The following is a 19,433-nucleotide window of genomic DNA, read 5'->3' as shown; positions in this document are numbered from 1 at the left end:
CGCGGTAAAATGTGTTTTTCATTGATAACGGCTTTGGCGACCCAAGGCCGTTTTTATTTATCATGACCGCTTCTACTCCTGCATCGACTTCTGTGCGTACCCGCTTTGCGCCAAGCCCTACCGGCTTTTTGCATTTGGGCGGTGCGCGCACCGCACTGTTTTCCTGGGCCTATGCCCGTCACTTCGGCGGCACTTTCGTGTTGCGTGTCGAAGATACCGACCTTGAACGTTCGACGCCGGCAGCGGTAGAGGCCATCCTCGAAGGTATGCAATGGCTGGGTCTGCAACACGACGAAGGTCCGTATTTTCAGATGCAGCGCATGGATCGCTACCGTGAAGTGATTGCGCAGATGCTGGCCGACGGCACAGCTTATTACTGCTATTCGTCGCCAGCGGAAGTCGAGGCGATGCGTGAGAAAATGCGCGCAGCTGGCGAGAAGCCACGTTACGACGGTACCTGGCGTCCGGAGCCGGGCAAGACTTTGCCGGCAATTCCTGCCGATCGCCAGCCAGTGGTGCGTTTCAAGAATCCGCTCGATGGCGAAGTCAGCTGGGACGATGTCGTCAAGGGCACTATCACGATCGCGAATCGTGAAATGGATGACCTGGTCATAGCCCGGCCGGACGGTACGCCGACTTACAATTTCTGCGTGGTGGTGGACGACTGGGATATGAAGATCACGCACGTAATCCGCGGCGATGACCACGTGAATAACACGCCGCGCCAGATCAATATTCTGAAAGCACTGGGTGCGACCTTGCCGTTATACGGCCACGTGCCGATGATACTTGGCGCGGATGGCGAGAAGCTGTCGAAGCGCCACGGTGCGGTGAGTGTGATGGATTATCCGGCGCAGGGTTATTTGCCGGAAGCGATGCTGAATTATCTGGCGCGCCTGGGCTGGAGCCACGGTAACGAAGAAGTGTTCTCCATGCAGCAGTTCTGCGAATGGTTCGACCTGGATCATTTGTCGAAATCGCCGGCGCAGTTCAATCCCGAAAAGCTGGCCTGGGTGAACAACCACTATATCAAGCTGGCAGACAACGAACGTCTGGCTGGACTGGTGCGCCCATTGATGGAAAAAGACGGTGCCGATTTCGCGAATTTATTAACTAAGGCACCGGATCTGGCGAAAGTAATCGGTCTGCTCAAAGAGCGCGCCAATACCACGCATGAAGTGGCGGCCGCAGCAATGCTGTTTTATCGTCAGCCTGCACCTGATGCTGCGTTGCTGGAACAGCACTTCACGGCTGTTGCCGATACCATCAAGCCAGCACTGGCCGACTTTGCCGAACGCTGTAAAACGGTGGAGTGGAGCAAGGCCGCATTGGCGCCGATGATCAAGGAAGTATTGGCCGCACATGCGCTGAAAATGCCGCAAATCGCTATGCCATTGCGTTTGATGATCACCGGTCAGTTGCAGACGCCAGCCATTGATATGGTGCTGGAACTGTTCGGTCGCGAGGTGGTGCTGGCACGCCTGCAGAAATATCTTTGATAAATTTTCAAAACGGGATTGTCAGAGGTGGAATAACTTTGCTATAATTTCGCTTCTTCGCAAGGGGGTATAGCTCAGCTGGGAGAGCGCTTGCATGGCATGCAAGAGGTCAGCGGTTCGATCCCGCTTACCTCCACCAGCGTAAGCAGGTGGGGTTATTAGTAGTAAGTAGTAGTAGCAAGTGCGGCATCGCAAGCAGTACGGACAGATTATTGTCCCCATCGTCTAGAGGCCTAGGACATCACCCTTTCACGGTGAGTACGGGGGTTCGAATCCCCCTGGGGACGCCAGATTAAAAAGTCGCATCCGACTGATGCGACTTTTTTATTTAGACCATTCAGGTCAGGCGTGCAGCAGTATGTACTTGAGCAGCAAGAGTTAAGGTCAAGCAGCATGGACAGGTTACTGTCCCCATCGTCTAGAGGCCTAGGACATCACCCTTTCACGGTGAGTACGGGGGTTCGAATCCCCCTGGGGACGCCAGATAAAAAGCCCGCATCTTTTGATGCGGGCTTTTTGCATGTGCGGCTGCTTTTGTATTTCCGTGCTTTGACTGTTTTTAAATGTCCATTTTCCTCAGGTGGATTAGAGTCTCCTCGCATTCATTTCCTATTTTTCCTGCGCCGCGTGCGCTTACGAAGCCTTGGCGCAGCTTTTGCTCCCTTGGGTTAATTGTTAATTCCAGTTAACGTCATGTGACATTTGTTGTGTTAGCACAACTATTAACATTAGTTAATAAAAAATGTCACGCAATTGTTCGTCTGACATCCTTTATTCAGCAAGTTTATGGATAATGTCCACCGGAATTACCGTATTGAAACTTAACTTACCGTTACATCAAGGGAGAAGCCTGCCATGCAAAACAAAAATATTTTCCAAGCATTCTGTGCCACGATTCTGCTGACTGTTGCAGGCGTAGCGTCCGCCGGAACGCTAACCAGCAACCTGGCCGTGAGCGCCAACGTGGCTGCGGTTTGTTCTATCGGCACGACACCGGTGGCGTTCGGTGCGTACGACCCGGTTACGACCAACGCGTCTGTTCCGCTGAATGGCAGCGGCACGGTAACGATCGCATGTACCAAGGGTGCTGCCCCGGCCGTCACGCTTGGACTCGGCAGCAACGCGACCGGCTCCACCCGCCGGATGCTGGACGCTACTAGCGGTGGCCTCCTGACCTACGAACTGTACCAGCAGCCGAGCACGACTGTTCCGTCTACGGCCTGTAGTTACGTTACGCCAACCGTGTGGGGCACAAGCGGTACCAACGTCTTTACGCCGTCAGCTTCCCCGGGCAAGGCCTCACGTACGTACAACGTTTGCGGCCAAGTGGCTGCAGGCCAGGATGTGCCGGTGGGCACCAGCTACGCCGACACAGTCGTAGCCAGCGTCAATTTCTGATGTCTGCGCGGCGGCATGCGTGCTGCCGCGCCGCGCGGCGATTGCCAAATTTTACAATTTTGATGAGTGCAATTAATGCGTTCCTGGCATAAGGTTCGGGCGGTCCAAGCGGCTGCGCTTCTTTTCTTGGTTGTCGGGCTACACCCGGGCTTGCTTTGGGCCGGGGCCTTTCATGTCGCCCCGGTACGGGTGGACCTTTCTACGCAGCAGACCAGCGCCGCGCTGACCGTGGAGAACAGCGGCGACGAACCGGTGGTGATTCAGCTGCAAGCGACGGCCTGGTCGCAGGAAAACGGGCAGGACCAGTATTCTCCGGCCAACCAGGATTTCCTGGCGACGCCGCCGATCTTCACGATTCAACCCGGTGCCACACAGATCGTCCGGGTTGCTTTGCGACGTAATGGCAGTGCTGATCAAGAGCTTAGTTACCGGCTATTCCTGCAGGAAGTTCCGCCACCGCCCAAGCCTGGTTTTCGCGGATTGCAAGTGGCTTTGCGCATTGGCATTCCCGTCTTCATTCAGCCGAAGATCAAAGTCGCACCGGTATTGAACTGGAAACTGGAGCGGCAAGCCGGGAACCAGATCAAGGTCACTTTGAAGAATGACGGTAACGCACATGTCCAAGTCACCGATTTCAGCCTGACCCGGCCGGATCAGCACACGCTGGCAGTCCAGCAGGTTTCCGCTTATCTGCTGCCCGGCCAAAGCCATAACTGGGTGTTGCCCACCGATCCGGGCCAGCCGTTGAGCGGCGACAAAGTGCACGTGATAGTCAATACCGACACCGGAAAAGTGGAAACAGATGCCACGCTGGAAAAACCGTAAAAGCCGTACAGTTCTTCCAGCGTTCCTTACCCTTGTTCTTGTTGCTTGCTTTCCTTTGGTTGCGCTGGCTCGAACCACCCCACCAGCAACCCAGCCCGAGGCCAGCCGCGAAGAGTTCGAACAGGCGCTCCTGATGCTGGACATCAATCGGCAAAAGCTGGATGAAACTGCGCTCATGCTGAAAGATCGCCAAGGAGGGCTGTACGCGTCGGCGCCGGATCTGCTGCGCTGGCGCTTAAAGGTACCGGCTGTACAGCCGGTCAGCTTTCACGGCACATCATATTATCCGCTGGCGGCATTGCCAGGCATCGATGCACAACTCAACGAGGCTACCCAGACGCTGAGCATCACAGTTAAACCGGAGGCGTTCGCCGGCACGACCGCAAACGCGCACGCAAGCAATTATTCCCCGCCGATCCGGCCCAGCCCGGGCATGTTCTTTAATTACGATGTGTTCCTTGAACGCTCCAACGTTGGCGGTACAGCGCAATCCGGCTTGTTTGAAGTCGGTGCATTCAATTCTCTGGGAACGGCGGTGACCAACTTCACGCGGCAAAGCGGCAATGGACAGGCCAGTTCGGTACGGCTGGATACCACCTTCACGCTGGATCGGCCGGATCGCGTGGCCAGTTTCAGATTCGGCGATGCGGTGTCCCGGGCAGCCGGCATCTGGGGGAGTTCGGTGCACTTTGGCGGCCTGCAGTACGCGACCAATTTTGCCACCCAGCCTGGACTGGTTACGCTGCCGATGCAAAACTTCGCCGGTCAGGCGGTGTTGCCATCTACCGTCGACGTGTACGTCAACAATATGCTGACGACGCAAAAGAATGTACCTCCGGGCCCGTTCTCGATCTCCGATCTGCCGGTCGTCAGCGGGCAGGGCAATGTGCAGATGGTGGTGCGCGATGCGCTTGGACGGGAGCAGGTGATTACGCAACCGTTTTATGCCAGCACCAGTCTGCTGCGGCCGGGCTTGCAGGATTTCTCTTTCGAATTGGGTGCTATCCGGGACAACTTCGGCATCAGCAGCAACGACTATGGCCGACGCTTTGGCGCCGGCACTTATCGTCGCGGTGTGACCGACAACCTGACCGCCGAAGGGCATATGGAAGTCCAGGCGGGCGGGCAGTCAACCCTCGGTTTCGGTGCCACCGCCTTGCTACCCTCGCTGGGAACGCTGAATGCTGCCGTTGCGGGCAGTCGCAGCGATGCCGGCAACGGGCACTTGTGGGCGCTCGGTTTTGACCGCCAGACTTCCAGGTTCAACTTTGGCGCGCGCACTCAGATCGCCAGCGATAATTTCCGTCAGCTCGGTTTCGCGCCGGGATTTCCTACCACGCGCCGTTTGACGAGTGCGAATATCGGTGTCTCTATGGGGCAATCCGGGTCCATCGGCCTGGCCTATGTGCGGCAAGACGTCAGCGCTAGCGCCCGGGTCGAATTGGCCAGCCTCAGCTATAGCCTGTCGATGAACCGCGCGGGCTATCTGGGAATCAGCGCCTCCAAAACCCTGAGCGGTCAAACCGGTCCTGCCGTCAGCATCAATTGGTCCATGCCGCTGGGGACCAATATCAACGCCAGCGTGAGTCACACTAGCTCCGGCAATGGCCCCGGCGAGTCCGAAATACAGGTGCAGCGCAGCCTGCCAAGCGGAGAAGGTTATGGTTATCGTCTGCAGGCTGCCGACCACGGGCCGCAGCAGGCTACGTTGTTGCTGCAAAATAACGTCGGTACCTACACGATGGAAGCGGCAACTTTCGAAGGTCAATCGAGTGCCCGGGTCGGGGTTTCGGGTGGCGTCGCGCTGTTAGGCGGCGCCCCATTCTTCAGCCGCCGCATCACCGACAGTTTCGGCCTGGTGCAACTGCCCGGCATGGAGAACGTTCGGGTGTATGTCGACAATCAACTGGCCGGGCGCACCGATGCCAACGGCAATGCACTGCTGCCGCACTTGCGCGCTTACGACAACAACCCGGTTCGGGTTGAGCAGTTGGACTTGGGCATGGATGCTGAAATCAGCAGTCTGACCATGAACCCGGTGCCATACTACCGCAGCGGGGTTGTGGTGCAATTTCCGATAAAGCGCTCGCATGGCGCTTTGCTACGCCTGGTCTCCGGCGACGGCAAAGCGCTGCCGGCAGGGGCTGTGGTCGAGGTGGAGGGCCAGGCAACACCGTTTCCGGTGGCGATGGAAGGCGAGGTTTATCTGACCGGATTGGCGACGACGAACCGCTTGCGCGCCATCTGGCAAGGGCGCGACTGCACGATAGACGTGCCGTTCAAGGATTCGGCGGATCCGCTGCCGAATCTGGGGACATTCGTCTGCAAAGGAGAGCTGTAATGAGCGCTGGCTGGTTAGTACCCGACGACGACAGAATTCCTGGCCTAAGCAGTGTCGGCCAGGCCCGCCGCGTCATTGGCCGACTTATCGTCGGGCTGATGCTGATGGCGGCATCGGCCGTGCATGCTGCGAGTTGCAGCATCGACGCCCTGGCTGGCGCCGCTTTCGGAGGCTATGACCCCATCGCAGCGAATTTGGCGAGTCCTCTGGATGGGGTTGCCACGGCGACGATTACCTGCACCTCGACCAAAAACAGCGAGACGGTGAATGTTGCTATCTCTCTGAGTACCGGATTGTCCGGGACTTACTCGCCCCGGCAAATGCAAGGCAGCAACCCACTCAATACGCTCAACTACAATCTGTATATAGATGCGGCGCGGACGCAGATAATGGGGAACGGAACGGGAGGAACCGTTACAGATACCGGCTCCGCGAGTATTTCCAAGAACAGCCCCGTCACCTTCACAGAGACAATTTACGGCCGTGTTCCGGCTGCTCAGGATCCGGTGGTCGGCAACTACAATGACACCCTGATTTACACACTGAACTTTTAATTACAGTGCACGCGCCGACAGTATGATCGGCCAGGCATAGTTGCCGGGTTGAACCCCCTCCGAAAAGATGAAGCGGTAGCCGAGTTGAAGCGATACCGACTGCCGGCCGCTCTTTCTTTGCACTACCGTTCCTCCCTCCGTTCCCAACTCCACCATTCCACCCAGCCCGGTAATCTGCACGGCCTTGAACAGATTAGGCATGGTGTTGAAGGTCAGCGCAAATCCCTCTCGGCTATTGCTTTTCACCTCGATCTGGGAGTCCGTCGGCACATCCTTGTAACCGCGTCCGATATCTGCCGCAGCGATGGTCAACTGGGTGCTCTGGTATATCACGCGAAGTTGGGCGGACGGGACTACGGTCGCGCTGACGCTGATGCTGCCGGAGTGGCTGTCAGCACGGGCCATCGGAGCGGCAGCCATGGTGGCGAACGATAGGAATGTCACGAGCGCGGCCTTTTGCAGCTTGCGCTGCAAGCTCAACCCGCGCAGCACTTCGCCCGGTTGCGCGTGGCCTGCTTCCACCAGCAGTTCACCCAAGCGCTTGCGGGAAAGCCGCTGCCGCAGAATGGCGTCCTCCAGTTGCGCCTGCGAGATCACCCCTAGCGCAATCAGAATGTTGCCCAGGCGCAACGGTCCATCGGCGCCGTCCCGGCTATGCTGCAGGGCGAACGCCGCATCCAGCTCTGCGATACTGAGCCAGCCGAGCCGAACCAGCAGATCACCCAGCTTTTCCCCGGTTTTCTTTTGTTCCACCAGGGAGAATTCGCGTTGTCGTCGCGTGATTCGTTGAGCCCGCAACAGGCGTTCAGCAGCCTGTTTGCGTCCGCCCGCAGCGGAACCCGGCACCGCTGCAAAGCTGTTCCAGCTTTCTCTTGCCGCCCGATCGATGGCAAGATCGTCGAGGTGCAGCCAGTCAAATATACTGGGCAACGCCAGCGCATCGGGGCGGGCGGTAGTGCCGGGACTAATTGGTTTTATGGCAGGCGTCGACGGCTCGGATACGCGCGACGTTTGATCGGTCCTAAGAGGCAACATAAGAAATTTCCAAGCACTTGGTTGTTCTTGATATTCTAGCCAGATCATTGGATACAGTGATCTGGTGCCATTTCTTAAGCTAACTTGTTTACCGACGGCAAGCCGGTATCGAAGCGATTCTATTGAGAGTAGCGTTGCCGCCCGGCAGAGTCCAGTACCTTTTTGAAAATCCACAAGGTATTTAGCGGATTCGCCCGTCAAATCGGCCCAAGGCCATACTTCATTGATGACTGGTTAGTAGTTGAATTGGCACTATAAATCGCGCCTTTTTCCATCTGGGCGTTGTTCGTCGTCGGGTTATGATTGTTGCTCTCGCTTGCTTTCAGGGCCTCACTGCATGAAGAATACTCTCTGTCTGATTGCCGCCAGCGCGCTAAACCTATGCCTCGCAATCAGCCCTGCCGATGCGAACATAGTGGTGGGGGCGACGCGCGTCATATATCAGGAGCAGGATCGTGACGCCACAATCCGGTTGAGCAATGAAGGTGCAGCGCCCGCGCTGGTCCAGACCTGGGTCGACAACGGTCATCCGGAAGCAGCGCCGGACCAGGCGAAAAGCCCGTTTATATTGTCCCCGCCTATATTTCGTATCGAGCCGCACGGGGGCCAGACGATACGGATGATGTATTCTCAGGATCCGTTGCCGCAAGATAAGGAGTCAGTGTTTTGGCTGAATGTACTGGATATCCCGCTGCTGCCTGAAATGGCCGAGGGCGAGAGCAAGAATGGGATGCAGTTTGGGATGCAGTTCGCTTTTCGCTCACGGCTCAAGGTATTTTTTCGTCCCAGGAATTTGCCGGGAAATCCATTAAAGGCATCGGAGCAAGTCACCTGGAAACTGGTTAAGGGCGGATCGCATCAAGGCTGCCTGCTGCAGGTCAGCAATCCCACGCCGTACCACATTACCTTCACGGAAATCGTCGCCAGCGTTGGCGCGCAAAAGTTCACTAGCGATGGCGGTATGGTTGATCCGCAAGGGCCGTTGACGTTTCCGCTAAATGGACTCAAAAAGTGTTCCGCTGGATCCGCGAATATCGTCTACACCACTATCAACGACTACGGCGGGGCGTCTTCCTACAACGGAACGACCATTCCTGAGTAGACTGCGCAGCGATCTATTCGTACGTAGCGGTGATTACTTTGGCATGCGCCGGACTAATACCGATGGCATCCAGCCGGCTGGCGAAGTAGTCCAGTAACGGATTTATTCCGCTTCTCGCAGCGGCTACCGTTACCACGTTGACCGAATATTGCGTTGTTATCGTTGTGTTGGTCTCGCCGCATGCAAACCGTGTGCGGGAGCTCCGTGGTGAAGGCGACTTCGACCATGCTACATTGATAAGATCGCTATCGCTGACAATGCAGGTAGGTTCGACGACGGCACCTGTGAATAGAATTTGATTTCCCGCACCGCGTGCAGGAAGCACCGTGAGTGCGCATATCGTGCTCAAGAGACAGGTCTGTACTTGAAAGGATGTCATGTTGCACCTTGCTATTTGGGACTATTGCCTTTTCTTCGTGCAAAGCCAGCCAAGCATTAGCATGCACATGCATTCAGAAGAACAGGAACCATATCGCTTTCTATATTATAGAAATAGAAATTCATTTCCGTAGGGTATTTTTCTGATAGGTTTGCGGCCCCTTAAGACGATGGGGAAATACGGCCAATACTGACTTCTCATTGAAGTTAACGACAGCAATGCCAATATCTTTAGGGTGCAGATACGCCGCTTTTGTCAAAAATAGTGGGCGCCAGGGATGACTGCGGCCGCGCTGCGTCAGGTTAATAAAATAACGTTACGCCGGGCCGGGGTTTAAATTGCTACAAAAACTCAAGCGTCGTCTTGAGATGCATTGCGGTGTTCGAGTATCCGGTGCGCACGTTGCATATCATTATCGAAATTGACTTTGGCATCGTGACGGCATGCGGCGGCTTCGCTGTTGCGCAGTGTTTTGCATTCGATCAGCGCCTGCTGATAGGCCGCATTGGCTTCCTTTTTCATGTTGTTGAAGCGTGCTCGTGGCGTAACGTCTTCCATCTGCCAGCGTGGCGGGTCTTTTAACTGAACATTTTCTTCTGCCGCGTTGGCGTGCATCGCGAAGCCGCTGGTTGCGACCAAAGCGCATAAAAGCGCGGTTTTGATGCGGTTGTTCATGATGGGCTCCTTGCTGCGTCTGGTTTCATGCGCAGCGTTGCATTTCAAAAAGAACAATGACCGTTTAAAGCCGCCCGGTTAGCAGCAGCACGATGAGCACAATGACGATCACGCCAGTGATACCGCTTGGCCCGTAACCCCAACTGCGGCTGTGTGGCCACGCTGGAAAGGCACCAATTAATAACAGGATCAAAATAATCAAAAGAATGGTGCCCATGGTTTACTCCTCGATAGTTGTCGCCTGCCCGGCGAAATACCGGGCAGGTATTGCCAGAGCGATTAAATGTGCTGTAACGCGCTTTGAACTTGAATGCATCATCTGTGACTTCCGGCGTATCAATAACGTGATATCTGGCCGTTATCGACTTTTACCCGATCGCCTACGCGCAGATCACCTGGATTGCTGACGTTGATGGTCTGGTAGGCGTTGTTGTTCATGCGAATGCGGACGTTGTACGAAGCCGGGCCGCGACTGCCGCTCTTCTCCAGTTGGTTGCCGGCTAGCGCACCGCCGGCCGCACCAGCGATGGTGGCGACGGTATTCCCGGTGCCGTGACCAATTTGATGGCCTAGTACGCCACCAACGACACCGCCGAGGAGTGCGCCGCCTATCCCTTGACTCTGACTTTCGCCCTGAATCACATCGATGGCCTCGACTACGCCCCGACCGTTGTTATAGGAAGGTTGTTGATTCTGTTGATAAGCTTGTTGATTCGTTGGGTAGTTTTGACTAGGTGGATTGGATGCACCGCGATAATCCTGACCGCCATAGGGACTGGCGCAACCACCCAGCAAAAGCATGCTGCCGATCAGGGTGGCGGCTAGCATGTTTTGAGATTTGTCTTTGGTTTTCATAGCAACTCCTATAAAAGTCAGCTTTCGATGATATGGCGATCCAGTTTGGCGCCTTCCAGTTGTCTGAGAGATAAATCGGTGCTGCACCAGCAATCAGATGGCCCGACATGAAGATAAATATAGCGGGACCGTTGTCGCGCTTCTATCAGACAGGGGCTGATACTGTTGTAGGAATCCACGAAGTGGCGGCCAGTCAGATACTTTGCGTCCAGTATCCAGGTTGCGCGTAAGTCTCTTTCAGGCGGTCGATGAAGAAGCGGGTTTTAGCGGGTAAATGCCGTTGTTGCGGGTAGACCGCCATGATGTCGTAATGCGGCAATGCAAACTCGTCCAACACCGTAATCAGTTCGCCGGACGCCAGCTGCGACTGGATTTCCCAGGTTGAGCGCCATGCCAGTCCCAAACCTTCGCTGACCCAGCGGTGCAGCAATTCACCGTCGTTGCAATCCAGGTTCCCCTCGGCTCTGATGATCACTGGTTTGCCGCCTTGCTGGAAATACCAGCCGCGCTGCTGGCCGCCCTGCAAGTTGAATGACAGACAGTTGTGATCGGCAATGTCATCCAGCGTCCTGGGGATGCCGTTCCGGTGCAGGTATTCCGGCGTGGCACACACCACGCGGCGGTTGCCGGCCAGTTTGACCGCAACGAAATTGGGTTCAATCGTGCCGCCGATGCGGATGCTGATGTCGTAGCCTTCGCGCACCAGGTCAACCACGCGGTCGGTCAGGTTGAAAGAAATCTTGACTTCCGGATTGGTGGCGATGAAGGCTGGGGCATGCGGCGCGACGTGTTTCCGTCCAAACGCCGCTGGTGCCGATACCACCAGATGGCCGGTGGCTTTGTGACGGCCTTCCGAAATTATCTTTTCGGCAAAATCCAGGTCAACCAGCAGCTTGCGGCAATGATCCAGAAACACCGTACCTTGTTCGGTCAGCGTCAGGTGCCGGGTGGTGCGGTGCATCAGTTTGGCCCCCAGCCGTTTTTCCAGCGCATCTATGCGCCGTCCGAGCATCACGGGCGTGATGTTCTGCTCCAGTGCGGCGCCCGCCAGGCTACCTTTTTCGACCACACTAACGAATGCTTCAATTTGTTTGAGTTTGTCCATGTTTTCCTCCGATTGCATACTTTACCGCTTATTCCATACAAAAGGTATTGAATAAACAGACTGTTTGTCTTCTTATCAAACATAAAGTTTGGTTATAGGATGTGCTTCATCGAATGTAAACCTATCCAAAGACCTCACTAGTCACCAGCAGCAGGTTGATAGTGGTGTTTAAACAATCAGCAATCCGGAGGCAATATGGCAAAGATGAGAGCAATTGACGCAGCAGTATATGTATTGGAAAAAGAAGGCTGCCTGCAAGCGTTCGGCATACCAGGCGCTGCGATTAACCCGCTCTATTCAGCGATGAAAAAGAATGGCAACATCCAGCACATACTGGCACGCCACGTCGAGGGCGCATCGCATATGGCCGAAGGTTATACCCGTGCCAAGGCTGGCAACATCGGTGTTTGTATCGGTACTTCCGGCCCGGCCGGTACCGACATGATTACCGGTTTGTATTCGGCGCAGGCGGATTCGATTCCGATCTTGTGCATTACCGGTCAGGCACCGCGTGCACGTTTGTACAAAGAAGATTTCCAGGCTGTCGATATTGAATCGATCGCCAAGCCGGTCACGAAATGGGCAGTCACCGTGCGCGAGCCGGCGCTGGTGCCACGCGTGTTCCAGCAAGCTTTCCATATCATGCGCTCGGGCCGTCCTGGTCCGGTATTGATCGACTTGCCGTTTGACGTCCAGATGGCGGAGATTGAATTCGATCCCGACACTTATGAGCCGTTGTCGGTCTACAAGCCAAAAGCTTCGCGGGCGCAGATCGAAAAAGCCTTGACCATGCTGGGTGAGTCAGAGCGGCCATTGCTGACAATCGGTGGCGGTGTCATCAACGCCGATGCTTCTGAACTGGCGGTCGAGTTCGCCGAATTGACCGGTGTCCCGGTGATCCCGACCTTGATGGCATGGGGCGCGATTCCTGACGATCATCCGCAAATGGCGGGTATGGTCGGTTTGCAAACCAGCCATCGCTACGGTAACGCCACCATGCTGGCCTCCGACTTTGTGCTCGGTATTGGCAATCGCTGGGCGAATCGTCATACCGGTTCAGTCGAAGTATTTACCAAGGGCCGCAAGTTTGTTCACGTTGATATCGAACCTACCCAGATCGGTCGCGTCTTCGGTCCCGACTACGGCATTGTGTCCGATGCCAAAGCCGCGTTGACCTTGTTTATTGAAGTTGCAAAAGAATTGAAAGCGGCGGGCAAGTTGCCGGATCGTTCGGCATGGCTGGGTGAGTGCCAGGAGCGCAAACGTACCATGCAGCGCCGTACCCACTTCGACAATGTCCCGGTCAAACCGCAACGCGTGTACGAAGAAATGAACCGTGCGTTCGGTCGCGATACCTGTTACGTCAGTACCATCGGTTTGTCGCAAATCGCGGCAGCGCAATTCCTGCATGTGTACCACGCGCGTCACTGGATCAACTGCGGTCAGGCTGGCCCGTTGGGCTGGACTATTCCGGCGGCACTGGGCGTCTGCGCCGCAGATCCGAAGCGCGATGTGGTCGCGATTTCCGGTGACTATGACTTCCAGTTCATGATCGAAGAGTTGGCCGTTGGCGCGCAGTTCAATCTGCCGTACCTGCACGTGGTGGTTAACAATTCCTACCTCGGTCTGATCCGTCAGGCGCAGCGCGGTTTTGAGATGGATTACTGTGTGCAGCTTGGATTCGAGAACATCAATTCACCAGAGCTCAATGGTTACGGGGTCGATCACGTCGCCGTCGCTGAAGGCCTCGGTTGCAAGGCGATCCGCGTTACCGATCCGAATGCAATCCAGGACGCCTTCACGCAAGCCAAACGCTGGATGGCCGAGTTCCGCGTGCCGGTAGTGGTCGAAATCATCCTGGAGCGTGTCACTAACGTCGCGATGGGCACCGAGATCGACAATATCAACGAGTTCGAAGATTTGGCCAAGACCCGCGCAGATGCGCCAACCGCGGTGAGTTTGCTTGATTAATCAATGTGGATGTGAGGAGGAGACAACATGACAAAATTAGCTGCCAACCTGACGATGCTGTTTACGGAGTTGCCGTTTCTCGAGCGCTTCGGCGCTGCGGCCAAAGCAGGATTCAAAGGTGTCGAATTTCTGTTTCCGTATGCGTTCCGGGCTGAAGAGATTAGCGACAAACTGCGTTCAAATGGCCTGGAACTGGTTTTGCACAATTTGCCGGCCGGCAACTGGGAGGCGGGCGAGCGCGGTATTGCCTGCCATCCGGATCGGGTCAGTGAATTCAAGGAAGGCGTGGATGAGGCGTTGCGTTACGCCAAGGTGCTCGGGGTTAAACAACTGAACTGCCTGGTCGGTATCGTACCGTCCGGCGTGAGCGCGGAACAGGCGCAAGCGACAGTCGTTGGCAATCTGAAATATGCGGCCGAAAAGTTGCAGGCGGCGGGTATCCGGTTGTTGATCGAGGCGATCAATACCTTCGATATTCCCGGCTTCTACTTAAGCGGAACCAGGCAAGCCGTGGAACTGATCAAAGCGACCGGCTCCAGCAATATTTTCGTGCAATACGACATCTATCACATGCAACGGATGGAAGGCGAACTGGCGAACACGATTAAAGCCAATCTGCCTCTCATCAAGCATGTGCAACTGGCCGACAACCCAGGCCGCTTTGAACCGGGTACCGGCGAAATCAACTACCGCTTTCTGTTCGCACTGCTGGAAGAAATCGGGTACGACGGCTGGATCGGTTGCGAGTACAAGCCGAAGGCCGGCACGGTTGAAGGCTTGGGCTGGCGTGCAGCGCACGGCGTTTGATTCCCGGCTAGTGTCCTGTCGTATCGGCAATCACTGAATGACGTAAAAATGTAAGACCATTAAGGAGATTCATCATGGCAAAAGTAGGCTTTATCGGATTAGGTATCATGGGCGCGCCGATGGCGGAGAATCTGCAACGCGGCGGCCACAAGCTGTACCTGCATGACCAGAAAAATCCGCCGGCAGCATTGATCGACGGCGGCGCAACGGTATGTACTTCCGGCGCCGAAGTCGCCAAGCGCGCTGACATCATCATCATCATGGTGCCGGACACCCCGCATGTCGAAGCAGTATTGTTTGACGAAAAGGGCGTTGCAGAAGGCCTGTCCGCAGGCAAGGTTGTGGTCGACATGAGCTCGATCTCACCGATCGCCACCAAGGGATTCGCCAAGAAAATCAACGCACTCGGTTGCGAATATCTGGATGCGCCGGTATCCGGCGGTGAAGTCGGCGCCAAAGCCGCCTCGCTGACCATTATGGTCGGCGGTTCGGAAAACGCCTTCAACGATGTCAAGCCATTGTTCGAACTGATGGGCAAGAACATCACGCTGGTCGGCGGCAACGGTGACGGTCAGACGACCAAAGTGGCGAATCAGATCATCGTCGCCCTGAACATTCAGGCAGTCGCCGAAGCGCTGTTGTTTGCCTCCAAGGCAGGTGCCGATCCGGCGCGGGTACGGCAAGCGCTGATGGGTGGTTTTGCCGCATCGCGTATTCTGGAAGTACACGGCGAGCGGATGGTCAAACGCACTTTCAATCCGGGCTTCCGCATCGAGTTGCACCAGAAGGATTTGAATCTGGCTTTGCAAGGCGCCAAGGCGCTCGGCGTCTCGTTGCCGAACACCGCAATGGCGCAGGAATTGATGAACTCGTGTGCGGCTAACGGTATGAGTGGGCTGGATCATTCGGCACTCTGCCGCGCGATTGAAATCATGTCGAACCACGAAATCGCCAAAGCATAAAAAGTAGAGTGGGCACCAACGCGTGCCCACGTTGCGTTTCGGACTTAGGCAACATCAAGCAACATTACGCAACACCAAAGCAACATCAGGTAACATCAAGCAACCCTCACCGATCAAGGTCGAATAGCATGACTTCCTCGAACACCGCATTCAATCCCCGCCAGCTGTTACTCGATATGTACCAAAGCGCAGTCGACGCCGTCAGTGCAGCAAAATGTCTGCCAGCGTATCTGGCAAATATTCCGGCACCGACCGGTAACGGCCGTACGCTGGTGGTCGGCGCCGGGAAAGGTGCGGCGGCGATGGCCAAGGCAGTAGAAGATCACTGGCAAGGCGATGTCGAAGGGCTGGTAGTGACGCGCTACGGTCATGGCGCGGATTGCCAGCGCATCGAAGTGGTAGAGGCTTCTCATCCGGTGCCGGACGAAGCCGGGCGTCAAGCCGCTGGCCGCATATTGGACATGGTGCAGGGCCTGACTGAAGACGATCTGGTGTTGTGCCTGATTTCCGGAGGCGGCTCGTCCTTGCTGGCGCTGCCGGCGGACGGTATCTCGCTGGAGCAAAAACAGGCCATCAACAAGGCATTGCTAAAAAGCGGTGCGAATATTTTCGAAATGAATTGTGTGCGCAAGCATCTGTCCGCCATCAAGGGCGGTCGCCTGGCGCTGGCGTGCGCGCCGGCACGGGTCGTGACGCTGATGATTTCGGACATCCCCGGCGACGATCCCGGGATTATCGCCAGCGGTCCCACCCTGGCCGATCCGACCACCTGCGCCGAGGCGCTGGCGGTCCTGAAAAAATATCAGATCGAGATTCCCGCAGCGGTCTTGCAGCATCTGGAATCAGGTGCGGGCGAGAGTGCCAAGCCCGGCGATCCACGGCTGGCACGCAATCAACATTACGTCATCGCCACCGCGCAAGATGCATTGGATGCAGCCGCAGCGACGGCCACCGCTGCCGGCCTTACCCCGTATATCCTGTCTGACGAAATGGAAGGTGAAGCGCGCGACATCGGCTTGGCCCATGCCGCGCTGGCACGCCAGATCGCCCGTCGCGGCCAGCCCTTCAGCAAACCATGCGTGGTCATTTCCGGCGGCGAAACCACGGTCACGGTGCGCGGCACTGGGCGCGGCGGACGCAATGCCGAGTTTTTGCTCAGCCTGGCAACCGCGCTCGACGGCTACCCCGATATCCACGCAATCGCCTGCGATACCGACGGCATCGACGGTTCCGAAGATAACGCCGGCGCCATCTATCAACCACAGTCCATGCGCCGGGCGGCAGAACTGGGCCTGCGCCCAAAAGCGATGCTGGACAATAACGACGGTTATGGCTTTTTTGACGCGCTGGGAGACCTTGTTGTGAGCGGTCCCACCCGCACCAACGTCAATGATTTTCGGGCCATAGTGATTCTGTAAAGAAATTCGCAGTCGGAACAGCGCAACGCCTTCCGACCTGATGCCATCCGAACCCCCGGAAAGAGAAATGGCGAGCGTATCTGGCAACGTCGGATGCGCCGCGCTTTTTCGACCTGCCGGCTGGCATGTGTCGGTTCAACCTAGAAACGGTAGCGTGGTCACCCAACAGGTGACTGTATTCATTGAAGATATTTTCAATTTAATCAATACCTTATAGGTAACTTGGAGCGGTCAACTGCCGTTTCTAGGTTCAATTTGTAGTCCTCTAAAGAAAGCACGTCATGCGACGCCAACGTAAAGCAAAAATCGTAGCCACGCTAGGTCCCGCCAGCTCCAGCCAGGAAATGATCCAGGCCTTGTTCGAAGCCGGTGCCGACGTATTCCGTTTTAATTTCAGTCATGGCAGTCATGCCGACCATCAGGAGCGCTATCGGATCGTGCGCGAGGTAGAGCGCCTGGTCGGTCGTCCGATCGCGATTCTCGCCGATTTGCAAGGACCCAAACTGCGCATCGGCCAGTTCGCCGGCGGCAAGGTCACACTCAACGCCGGTCAGGAATTCAACCTGGATCGCGATACCAGTCCGGGCAACAGTGAGCGCGTCTGTCTGCCGCATCCCGAACTGTTCGAAGTGATTGCCGCCGGCCAATCGCTACTGCTCGACGATGGCAAGCTGCGTCTGCAAGTACTGGACAGCGACGGTCAGCGGATCCGCACCCGTGTCGTCAACGGCGGCGCGCTATCGGACCGCAAAGGCGTGAATGTGCCGGACGCGGTATTGCCGATTCCAGCCTTGACCGAGAAGGACAAGCGCGATCTGGCGTTCGCACTGGAATTGGGAGTCGACTGGGTGGCGCTGTCGTTTGTCCAGCGGCCGGAAGACGTGCTGGAAGCCAAAGAATTGATAGGCGGTCGCGCCGCCGTCTTGTCCAAGCTGGAAAAACCAGCGGCGCTGGATCAGCTCGATGCCATCGTCCAGGTCTCCGACGCCATCATGGTGGCGCGTGGCGATCTGGGGGTTGAGCTACCGCCGGAACGCGTACCCGGCGTACAGAAACGCATTTTGCGGGTGTGCCGCCAGCACGGAAAACCGATCGTGATCGCGACCCAGATGCTGGAATCGATGATCACCATGCCGGTGCCGACCCGGGCCGAAGCGTCGGACGTCGCCAGCGCGATTTACGACGGCTCCGATGCGGTGATGTTATCCGCCGAGTCGGCCAGTGGTGCTTATCCGCTGGAGGCGGTGGAAATGATGAATCGCATCATCGCCGAAGTCGAGCAGGATCCGCTGTACCGCAACATGCTGGATGCCCAGCATGAAACACCATTGCCGAATCGCGGCGACGCGATCTGTTCGGCACTGCGCGACGTCACCCGCATCGTGGGCGCCAAAGCCACGGTCACCTATACCAGTTCCGGTCATACCAGTCTGCGCGCCGCCCGCGAACGGCCGATGGCACCTATCGTCAGCATCACACCGAGTCTGGCAACCGCGCGTCGGCTGGCAATGGTGTGGGGTGTCCATTCAACCATCAGCGATCAGGTCCACAACGAAAGCGAAATGGTAAAAGCCGCATGTCAAACCGTTTTCAAGGAAGGTTTTGCACAAGTCGGAGATCAGATAGCGATCACCGCCGGCATGCCGTTCGGTGAGCCCGGCAGCACCAACTTGCTGCGCCTGGCGGAAATCTGGCCGCAATAAAAACCAGGGACTGTAAGTCCTGAAAATGTAACGGCAATCTATTCACGAGATACAAATGACCAAACCTGCAAATTTCGAAAACTATCATATCCGCAAGTGGTATACCCAGATCGACGACACGCTGGCCAATGAAACCGGTGTGCTGGCCGACGGCGCGCCGTTGCGCAAGATCGTCATTGCGGTCGCGATTCACAATCCCTACGCCGGGCAATTCAATCAAAACCTGGAACAGATTCTGGTCAATTCACCGGCCTTGGGACACGAATTCGGACGCCGCATCAATGCCGCGCTGGGGACCGACAAAGTCGAAAGCTACGGCAAAGCCTGCATCGTCGGTATCGGCGGCGAATATGAACACGGCAACGCGTTCCTGACGCCAGCCTTCGTGATGCCTATCCGCGAAGCGATCGGCGGCGGCAAGGCGTGGATTCCATCCTCGGGAAAACGCGGCGTGCCCGGCACCAGTCTGGATATTCCGCTGGCCCATAAAGACGCGCTGTACGTGCCATCGCACTACGACACCGTGACCACGCAGTTCACGGACGCGCCGAATGCCGATGAAATCGTGGTGGCGTTCGCAGTCGCTACCCGCGGTCGTTTGCATGCACGGCTGGGCGGACTGAAGGCGAGTGAGATTGAAGGCAAGAACGGCTTGAATTGATAGCGCCTGGCTACTAAAAGCAGGCTGCCAGGCTGCACTTTTCCGCCCATCGCTAAAGTGCAGCCTGATGTACAACAAGTCCCGGCATTTCCCGATCCCGCGCGATCTTCGATCGACCGGCTTGTGCAGTAACACTTGCAAAG

General features: G+C 56.5%; 17 protein-coding genes and 3 tRNA genes. 15 read left to right on the top strand and 5 right to left on the bottom strand.

What is annotated here, in order from left to right; all coding sequences use genetic code 11:
- Window positions 1–62 precede the first annotated feature (62 nt).
- The 8 genes from gltX to AC3CHX_RS22430 all read left to right on the top strand — a co-directional run bounded on the left by gltX (window position 63) and on the right by AC3CHX_RS22430 (window position 6,617).
- Window positions 63–1,499 (top strand): glutamate--tRNA ligase, encoded by a 1,437-nt coding sequence (gltX, locus tag AC3CHX_RS22465; protein WP_488630199.1) that lies wholly within the window; start codon window positions 63–65, stop codon window positions 1,497–1,499.
- A gap of 63 nt (window positions 1,500–1,562) precedes the next feature.
- Window positions 1,563–1,638 (top strand) — tRNA-Ala (locus AC3CHX_RS22460).
- Window positions 1,639–1,713: 75 nt separating this feature from the next.
- Window positions 1,714–1,789: transfer RNA gene (locus AC3CHX_RS22455), tRNA-Glu, on the top strand.
- A gap of 117 nt (window positions 1,790–1,906) precedes the next feature.
- Window positions 1,907–1,982: transfer RNA gene (locus AC3CHX_RS22450), tRNA-Glu, on the top strand.
- A 372-nt stretch (window positions 1,983–2,354) separates the two neighbouring features.
- Window positions 2,355–2,897, top strand: a complete 543-nt coding sequence (locus AC3CHX_RS22445; protein ID WP_488630198.1) for a Csu type fimbrial protein — start codon at window positions 2,355–2,357, stop codon at window positions 2,895–2,897.
- 75 nt (window positions 2,898–2,972) lie between these two features.
- Window positions 2,973–3,722, top strand: coding sequence for a fimbrial biogenesis chaperone (locus tag AC3CHX_RS22440; RefSeq protein WP_488630197.1), 750 nt, complete (start codon window positions 2,973–2,975; stop codon window positions 3,720–3,722).
- On the top strand, window positions 3,700–6,063 hold the full coding sequence (locus AC3CHX_RS22435) for a fimbria/pilus outer membrane usher protein (protein WP_488630196.1): 2,364 nt from the start codon (window positions 3,700–3,702) through the stop codon (window positions 6,061–6,063). The genes AC3CHX_RS22440 and AC3CHX_RS22435 overlap by 23 nt, the downstream gene beginning before the upstream one ends.
- Entirely contained in the window at window positions 6,063–6,617 is a 555-nt protein-coding gene (locus AC3CHX_RS22430) for a Csu type fimbrial protein (RefSeq protein WP_488630195.1), read from the top strand. The genes AC3CHX_RS22435 and AC3CHX_RS22430 overlap by 1 nt, the downstream gene beginning before the upstream one ends.
- Here the strand turns inward: AC3CHX_RS22430 and AC3CHX_RS22425 are convergent, their stop codons facing one another.
- A complete protein-coding gene (locus AC3CHX_RS22425; RefSeq protein WP_488630194.1) occupies window positions 6,618–7,652 on the bottom strand; it encodes a cyclic di-GMP-binding domain-containing protein, MshE-related in 1,035 nt (344 codons plus the stop codon).
- 337 nt (window positions 7,653–7,989) lie between these two features.
- Between AC3CHX_RS22425 and AC3CHX_RS22420 the strand changes: the two genes are divergently transcribed.
- Window positions 7,990–8,754 (top strand): fimbrial biogenesis chaperone, encoded by a 765-nt coding sequence (locus AC3CHX_RS22420; RefSeq protein ID WP_488630193.1) that lies wholly within the window; start codon window positions 7,990–7,992, stop codon window positions 8,752–8,754.
- A 730-nt stretch (window positions 8,755–9,484) separates the two neighbouring features.
- Here the strand turns inward: AC3CHX_RS22420 and AC3CHX_RS22415 are convergent.
- The 4 genes from AC3CHX_RS22415 to AC3CHX_RS22400 all read right to left on the bottom strand — a co-directional run bounded on the left by AC3CHX_RS22415 (window position 9,485) and on the right by AC3CHX_RS22400 (window position 11,768).
- A complete protein-coding gene (locus AC3CHX_RS22415) occupies window positions 9,485–9,808 on the bottom strand; it encodes a hypothetical protein (RefSeq protein WP_488630192.1) in 324 nt (107 codons plus the stop codon).
- 64 nt (window positions 9,809–9,872) lie between these two features.
- Entirely contained in the window at window positions 9,873–10,025 is a 153-nt protein-coding gene (locus tag AC3CHX_RS22410; protein ID WP_488630191.1) for a DUF3309 domain-containing protein, read from the bottom strand.
- Between the two features lie 119 nt (window positions 10,026–10,144).
- Window positions 10,145–10,663 (bottom strand): glycine zipper 2TM domain-containing protein, encoded by a 519-nt coding sequence (locus AC3CHX_RS22405; protein ID WP_488630190.1) that lies wholly within the window; start codon window positions 10,661–10,663, stop codon window positions 10,145–10,147.
- Between the two features lie 193 nt (window positions 10,664–10,856).
- Window positions 10,857–11,768 (bottom strand): LysR family transcriptional regulator, encoded by a 912-nt coding sequence (locus AC3CHX_RS22400; RefSeq protein ID WP_488630189.1) that lies wholly within the window; start codon window positions 11,766–11,768, stop codon window positions 10,857–10,859.
- 195 nt (window positions 11,769–11,963) lie between these two features.
- Here AC3CHX_RS22400 and gcl point away from each other — a divergent pair, with 195 nt between their 5' ends.
- The 6 genes from gcl to AC3CHX_RS22370 all read left to right on the top strand — a co-directional run bounded on the left by gcl (window position 11,964) and on the right by AC3CHX_RS22370 (window position 19,290).
- Window positions 11,964–13,739 carry a glyoxylate carboligase gene (gcl, locus tag AC3CHX_RS22395; RefSeq protein WP_488630188.1) on the top strand — a complete coding sequence of 592 codons (1,776 nt, stop codon included), beginning with the start codon at window positions 11,964–11,966 and terminating at the stop codon, window positions 13,737–13,739.
- Between the two features lie 27 nt (window positions 13,740–13,766).
- Complete coding sequence (gene hyi, locus AC3CHX_RS22390; RefSeq protein ID WP_488630187.1) at window positions 13,767–14,546, top strand: hydroxypyruvate isomerase; 780 nt, start codon at window positions 13,767–13,769, stop codon at window positions 14,544–14,546.
- 74 nt (window positions 14,547–14,620) lie between these two features.
- Window positions 14,621–15,508, top strand: a complete 888-nt coding sequence (gene glxR / locus AC3CHX_RS22385) for a 2-hydroxy-3-oxopropionate reductase (RefSeq protein ID WP_488630186.1) — start codon at window positions 14,621–14,623, stop codon at window positions 15,506–15,508.
- Window positions 15,509–15,636: 128 nt separating this feature from the next.
- Entirely contained in the window at window positions 15,637–16,926 is a 1,290-nt protein-coding gene (locus AC3CHX_RS22380; protein WP_488630185.1) for a glycerate kinase type-2 family protein, read from the top strand.
- A gap of 281 nt (window positions 16,927–17,207) precedes the next feature.
- Window positions 17,208–18,629, top strand: a complete 1,422-nt coding sequence (pyk, locus tag AC3CHX_RS22375) for a pyruvate kinase (RefSeq protein ID WP_488630184.1) — start codon at window positions 17,208–17,210, stop codon at window positions 18,627–18,629.
- A 55-nt stretch (window positions 18,630–18,684) separates the two neighbouring features.
- Window positions 18,685–19,290 carry an amino acid synthesis family protein gene (locus AC3CHX_RS22370; RefSeq protein WP_488630183.1) on the top strand — a complete coding sequence of 202 codons (606 nt, stop codon included), beginning with the start codon at window positions 18,685–18,687 and terminating at the stop codon, window positions 19,288–19,290.
- The last annotated feature ends 143 nt before the right edge of the window (window positions 19,291–19,433 follow it).

It is taken from the genome of Glaciimonas sp. OK215 (genome assembly GCF_057787885.1).
Note: the sequence above shows the minus strand (reverse complement) of the source record. Positions and strands in the feature narration are given on the sequence as shown.

What these genes read in the sequence shown, in the direction of transcription:
- AC3CHX_RS22415 (WP_488630192.1), bottom strand. Translation starts at nt 9,808, where the DNA reads ATGAACAACCGCATCAAAACCGCGCTTTTATGCGCTTTGGTCGCAACC.
- hyi (WP_488630187.1), top strand. Translation starts at nt 13,767, where the DNA reads ATGACAAAATTAGCTGCCAACCTGACGATGCTGTTTACGGAGTTGCCG.
- AC3CHX_RS22425 (WP_488630194.1), bottom strand. Translation starts at nt 7,652, where the DNA reads ATGTTGCCTCTTAGGACCGATCAAACGTCGCGCGTATCCGAGCCGTCG.
- AC3CHX_RS22445 (WP_488630198.1), top strand. Translation starts at nt 2,355, where the DNA reads ATGCAAAACAAAAATATTTTCCAAGCATTCTGTGCCACGATTCTGCTG.
- AC3CHX_RS22405 (WP_488630190.1), bottom strand. Translation starts at nt 10,663, where the DNA reads ATGAAAACCAAAGACAAATCTCAAAACATGCTAGCCGCCACCCTGATC.
- gcl (WP_488630188.1), top strand. Translation starts at nt 11,964, where the DNA reads ATGGCAAAGATGAGAGCAATTGACGCAGCAGTATATGTATTGGAAAAA.
- AC3CHX_RS22420 (WP_488630193.1), top strand. Translation starts at nt 7,990, where the DNA reads ATGAAGAATACTCTCTGTCTGATTGCCGCCAGCGCGCTAAACCTATGC.
- AC3CHX_RS22435 (WP_488630196.1), top strand. Translation starts at nt 3,700, where the DNA reads ATGCCACGCTGGAAAAACCGTAAAAGCCGTACAGTTCTTCCAGCGTTC.
- pyk (WP_488630184.1), top strand. Translation starts at nt 17,208, where the DNA reads ATGCGACGCCAACGTAAAGCAAAAATCGTAGCCACGCTAGGTCCCGCC.
- AC3CHX_RS22370 (WP_488630183.1), top strand. Translation starts at nt 18,685, where the DNA reads ATGACCAAACCTGCAAATTTCGAAAACTATCATATCCGCAAGTGGTAT.
- glxR (WP_488630186.1), top strand. Translation starts at nt 14,621, where the DNA reads ATGGCAAAAGTAGGCTTTATCGGATTAGGTATCATGGGCGCGCCGATG.
- AC3CHX_RS22400 (WP_488630189.1), bottom strand. Translation starts at nt 11,768, where the DNA reads ATGGACAAACTCAAACAAATTGAAGCATTCGTTAGTGTGGTCGAAAAA.
- AC3CHX_RS22410 (WP_488630191.1), bottom strand. Translation starts at nt 10,025, where the DNA reads ATGGGCACCATTCTTTTGATTATTTTGATCCTGTTATTAATTGGTGCC.
- AC3CHX_RS22440 (WP_488630197.1), top strand. Translation starts at nt 2,973, where the DNA reads ATGCGTTCCTGGCATAAGGTTCGGGCGGTCCAAGCGGCTGCGCTTCTT.
- gltX (WP_488630199.1), top strand. Translation starts at nt 63, where the DNA reads ATGACCGCTTCTACTCCTGCATCGACTTCTGTGCGTACCCGCTTTGCG.
- AC3CHX_RS22380 (WP_488630185.1), top strand. Translation starts at nt 15,637, where the DNA reads ATGACTTCCTCGAACACCGCATTCAATCCCCGCCAGCTGTTACTCGAT.
- AC3CHX_RS22430 (WP_488630195.1), top strand. Translation starts at nt 6,063, where the DNA reads ATGAGCGCTGGCTGGTTAGTACCCGACGACGACAGAATTCCTGGCCTA.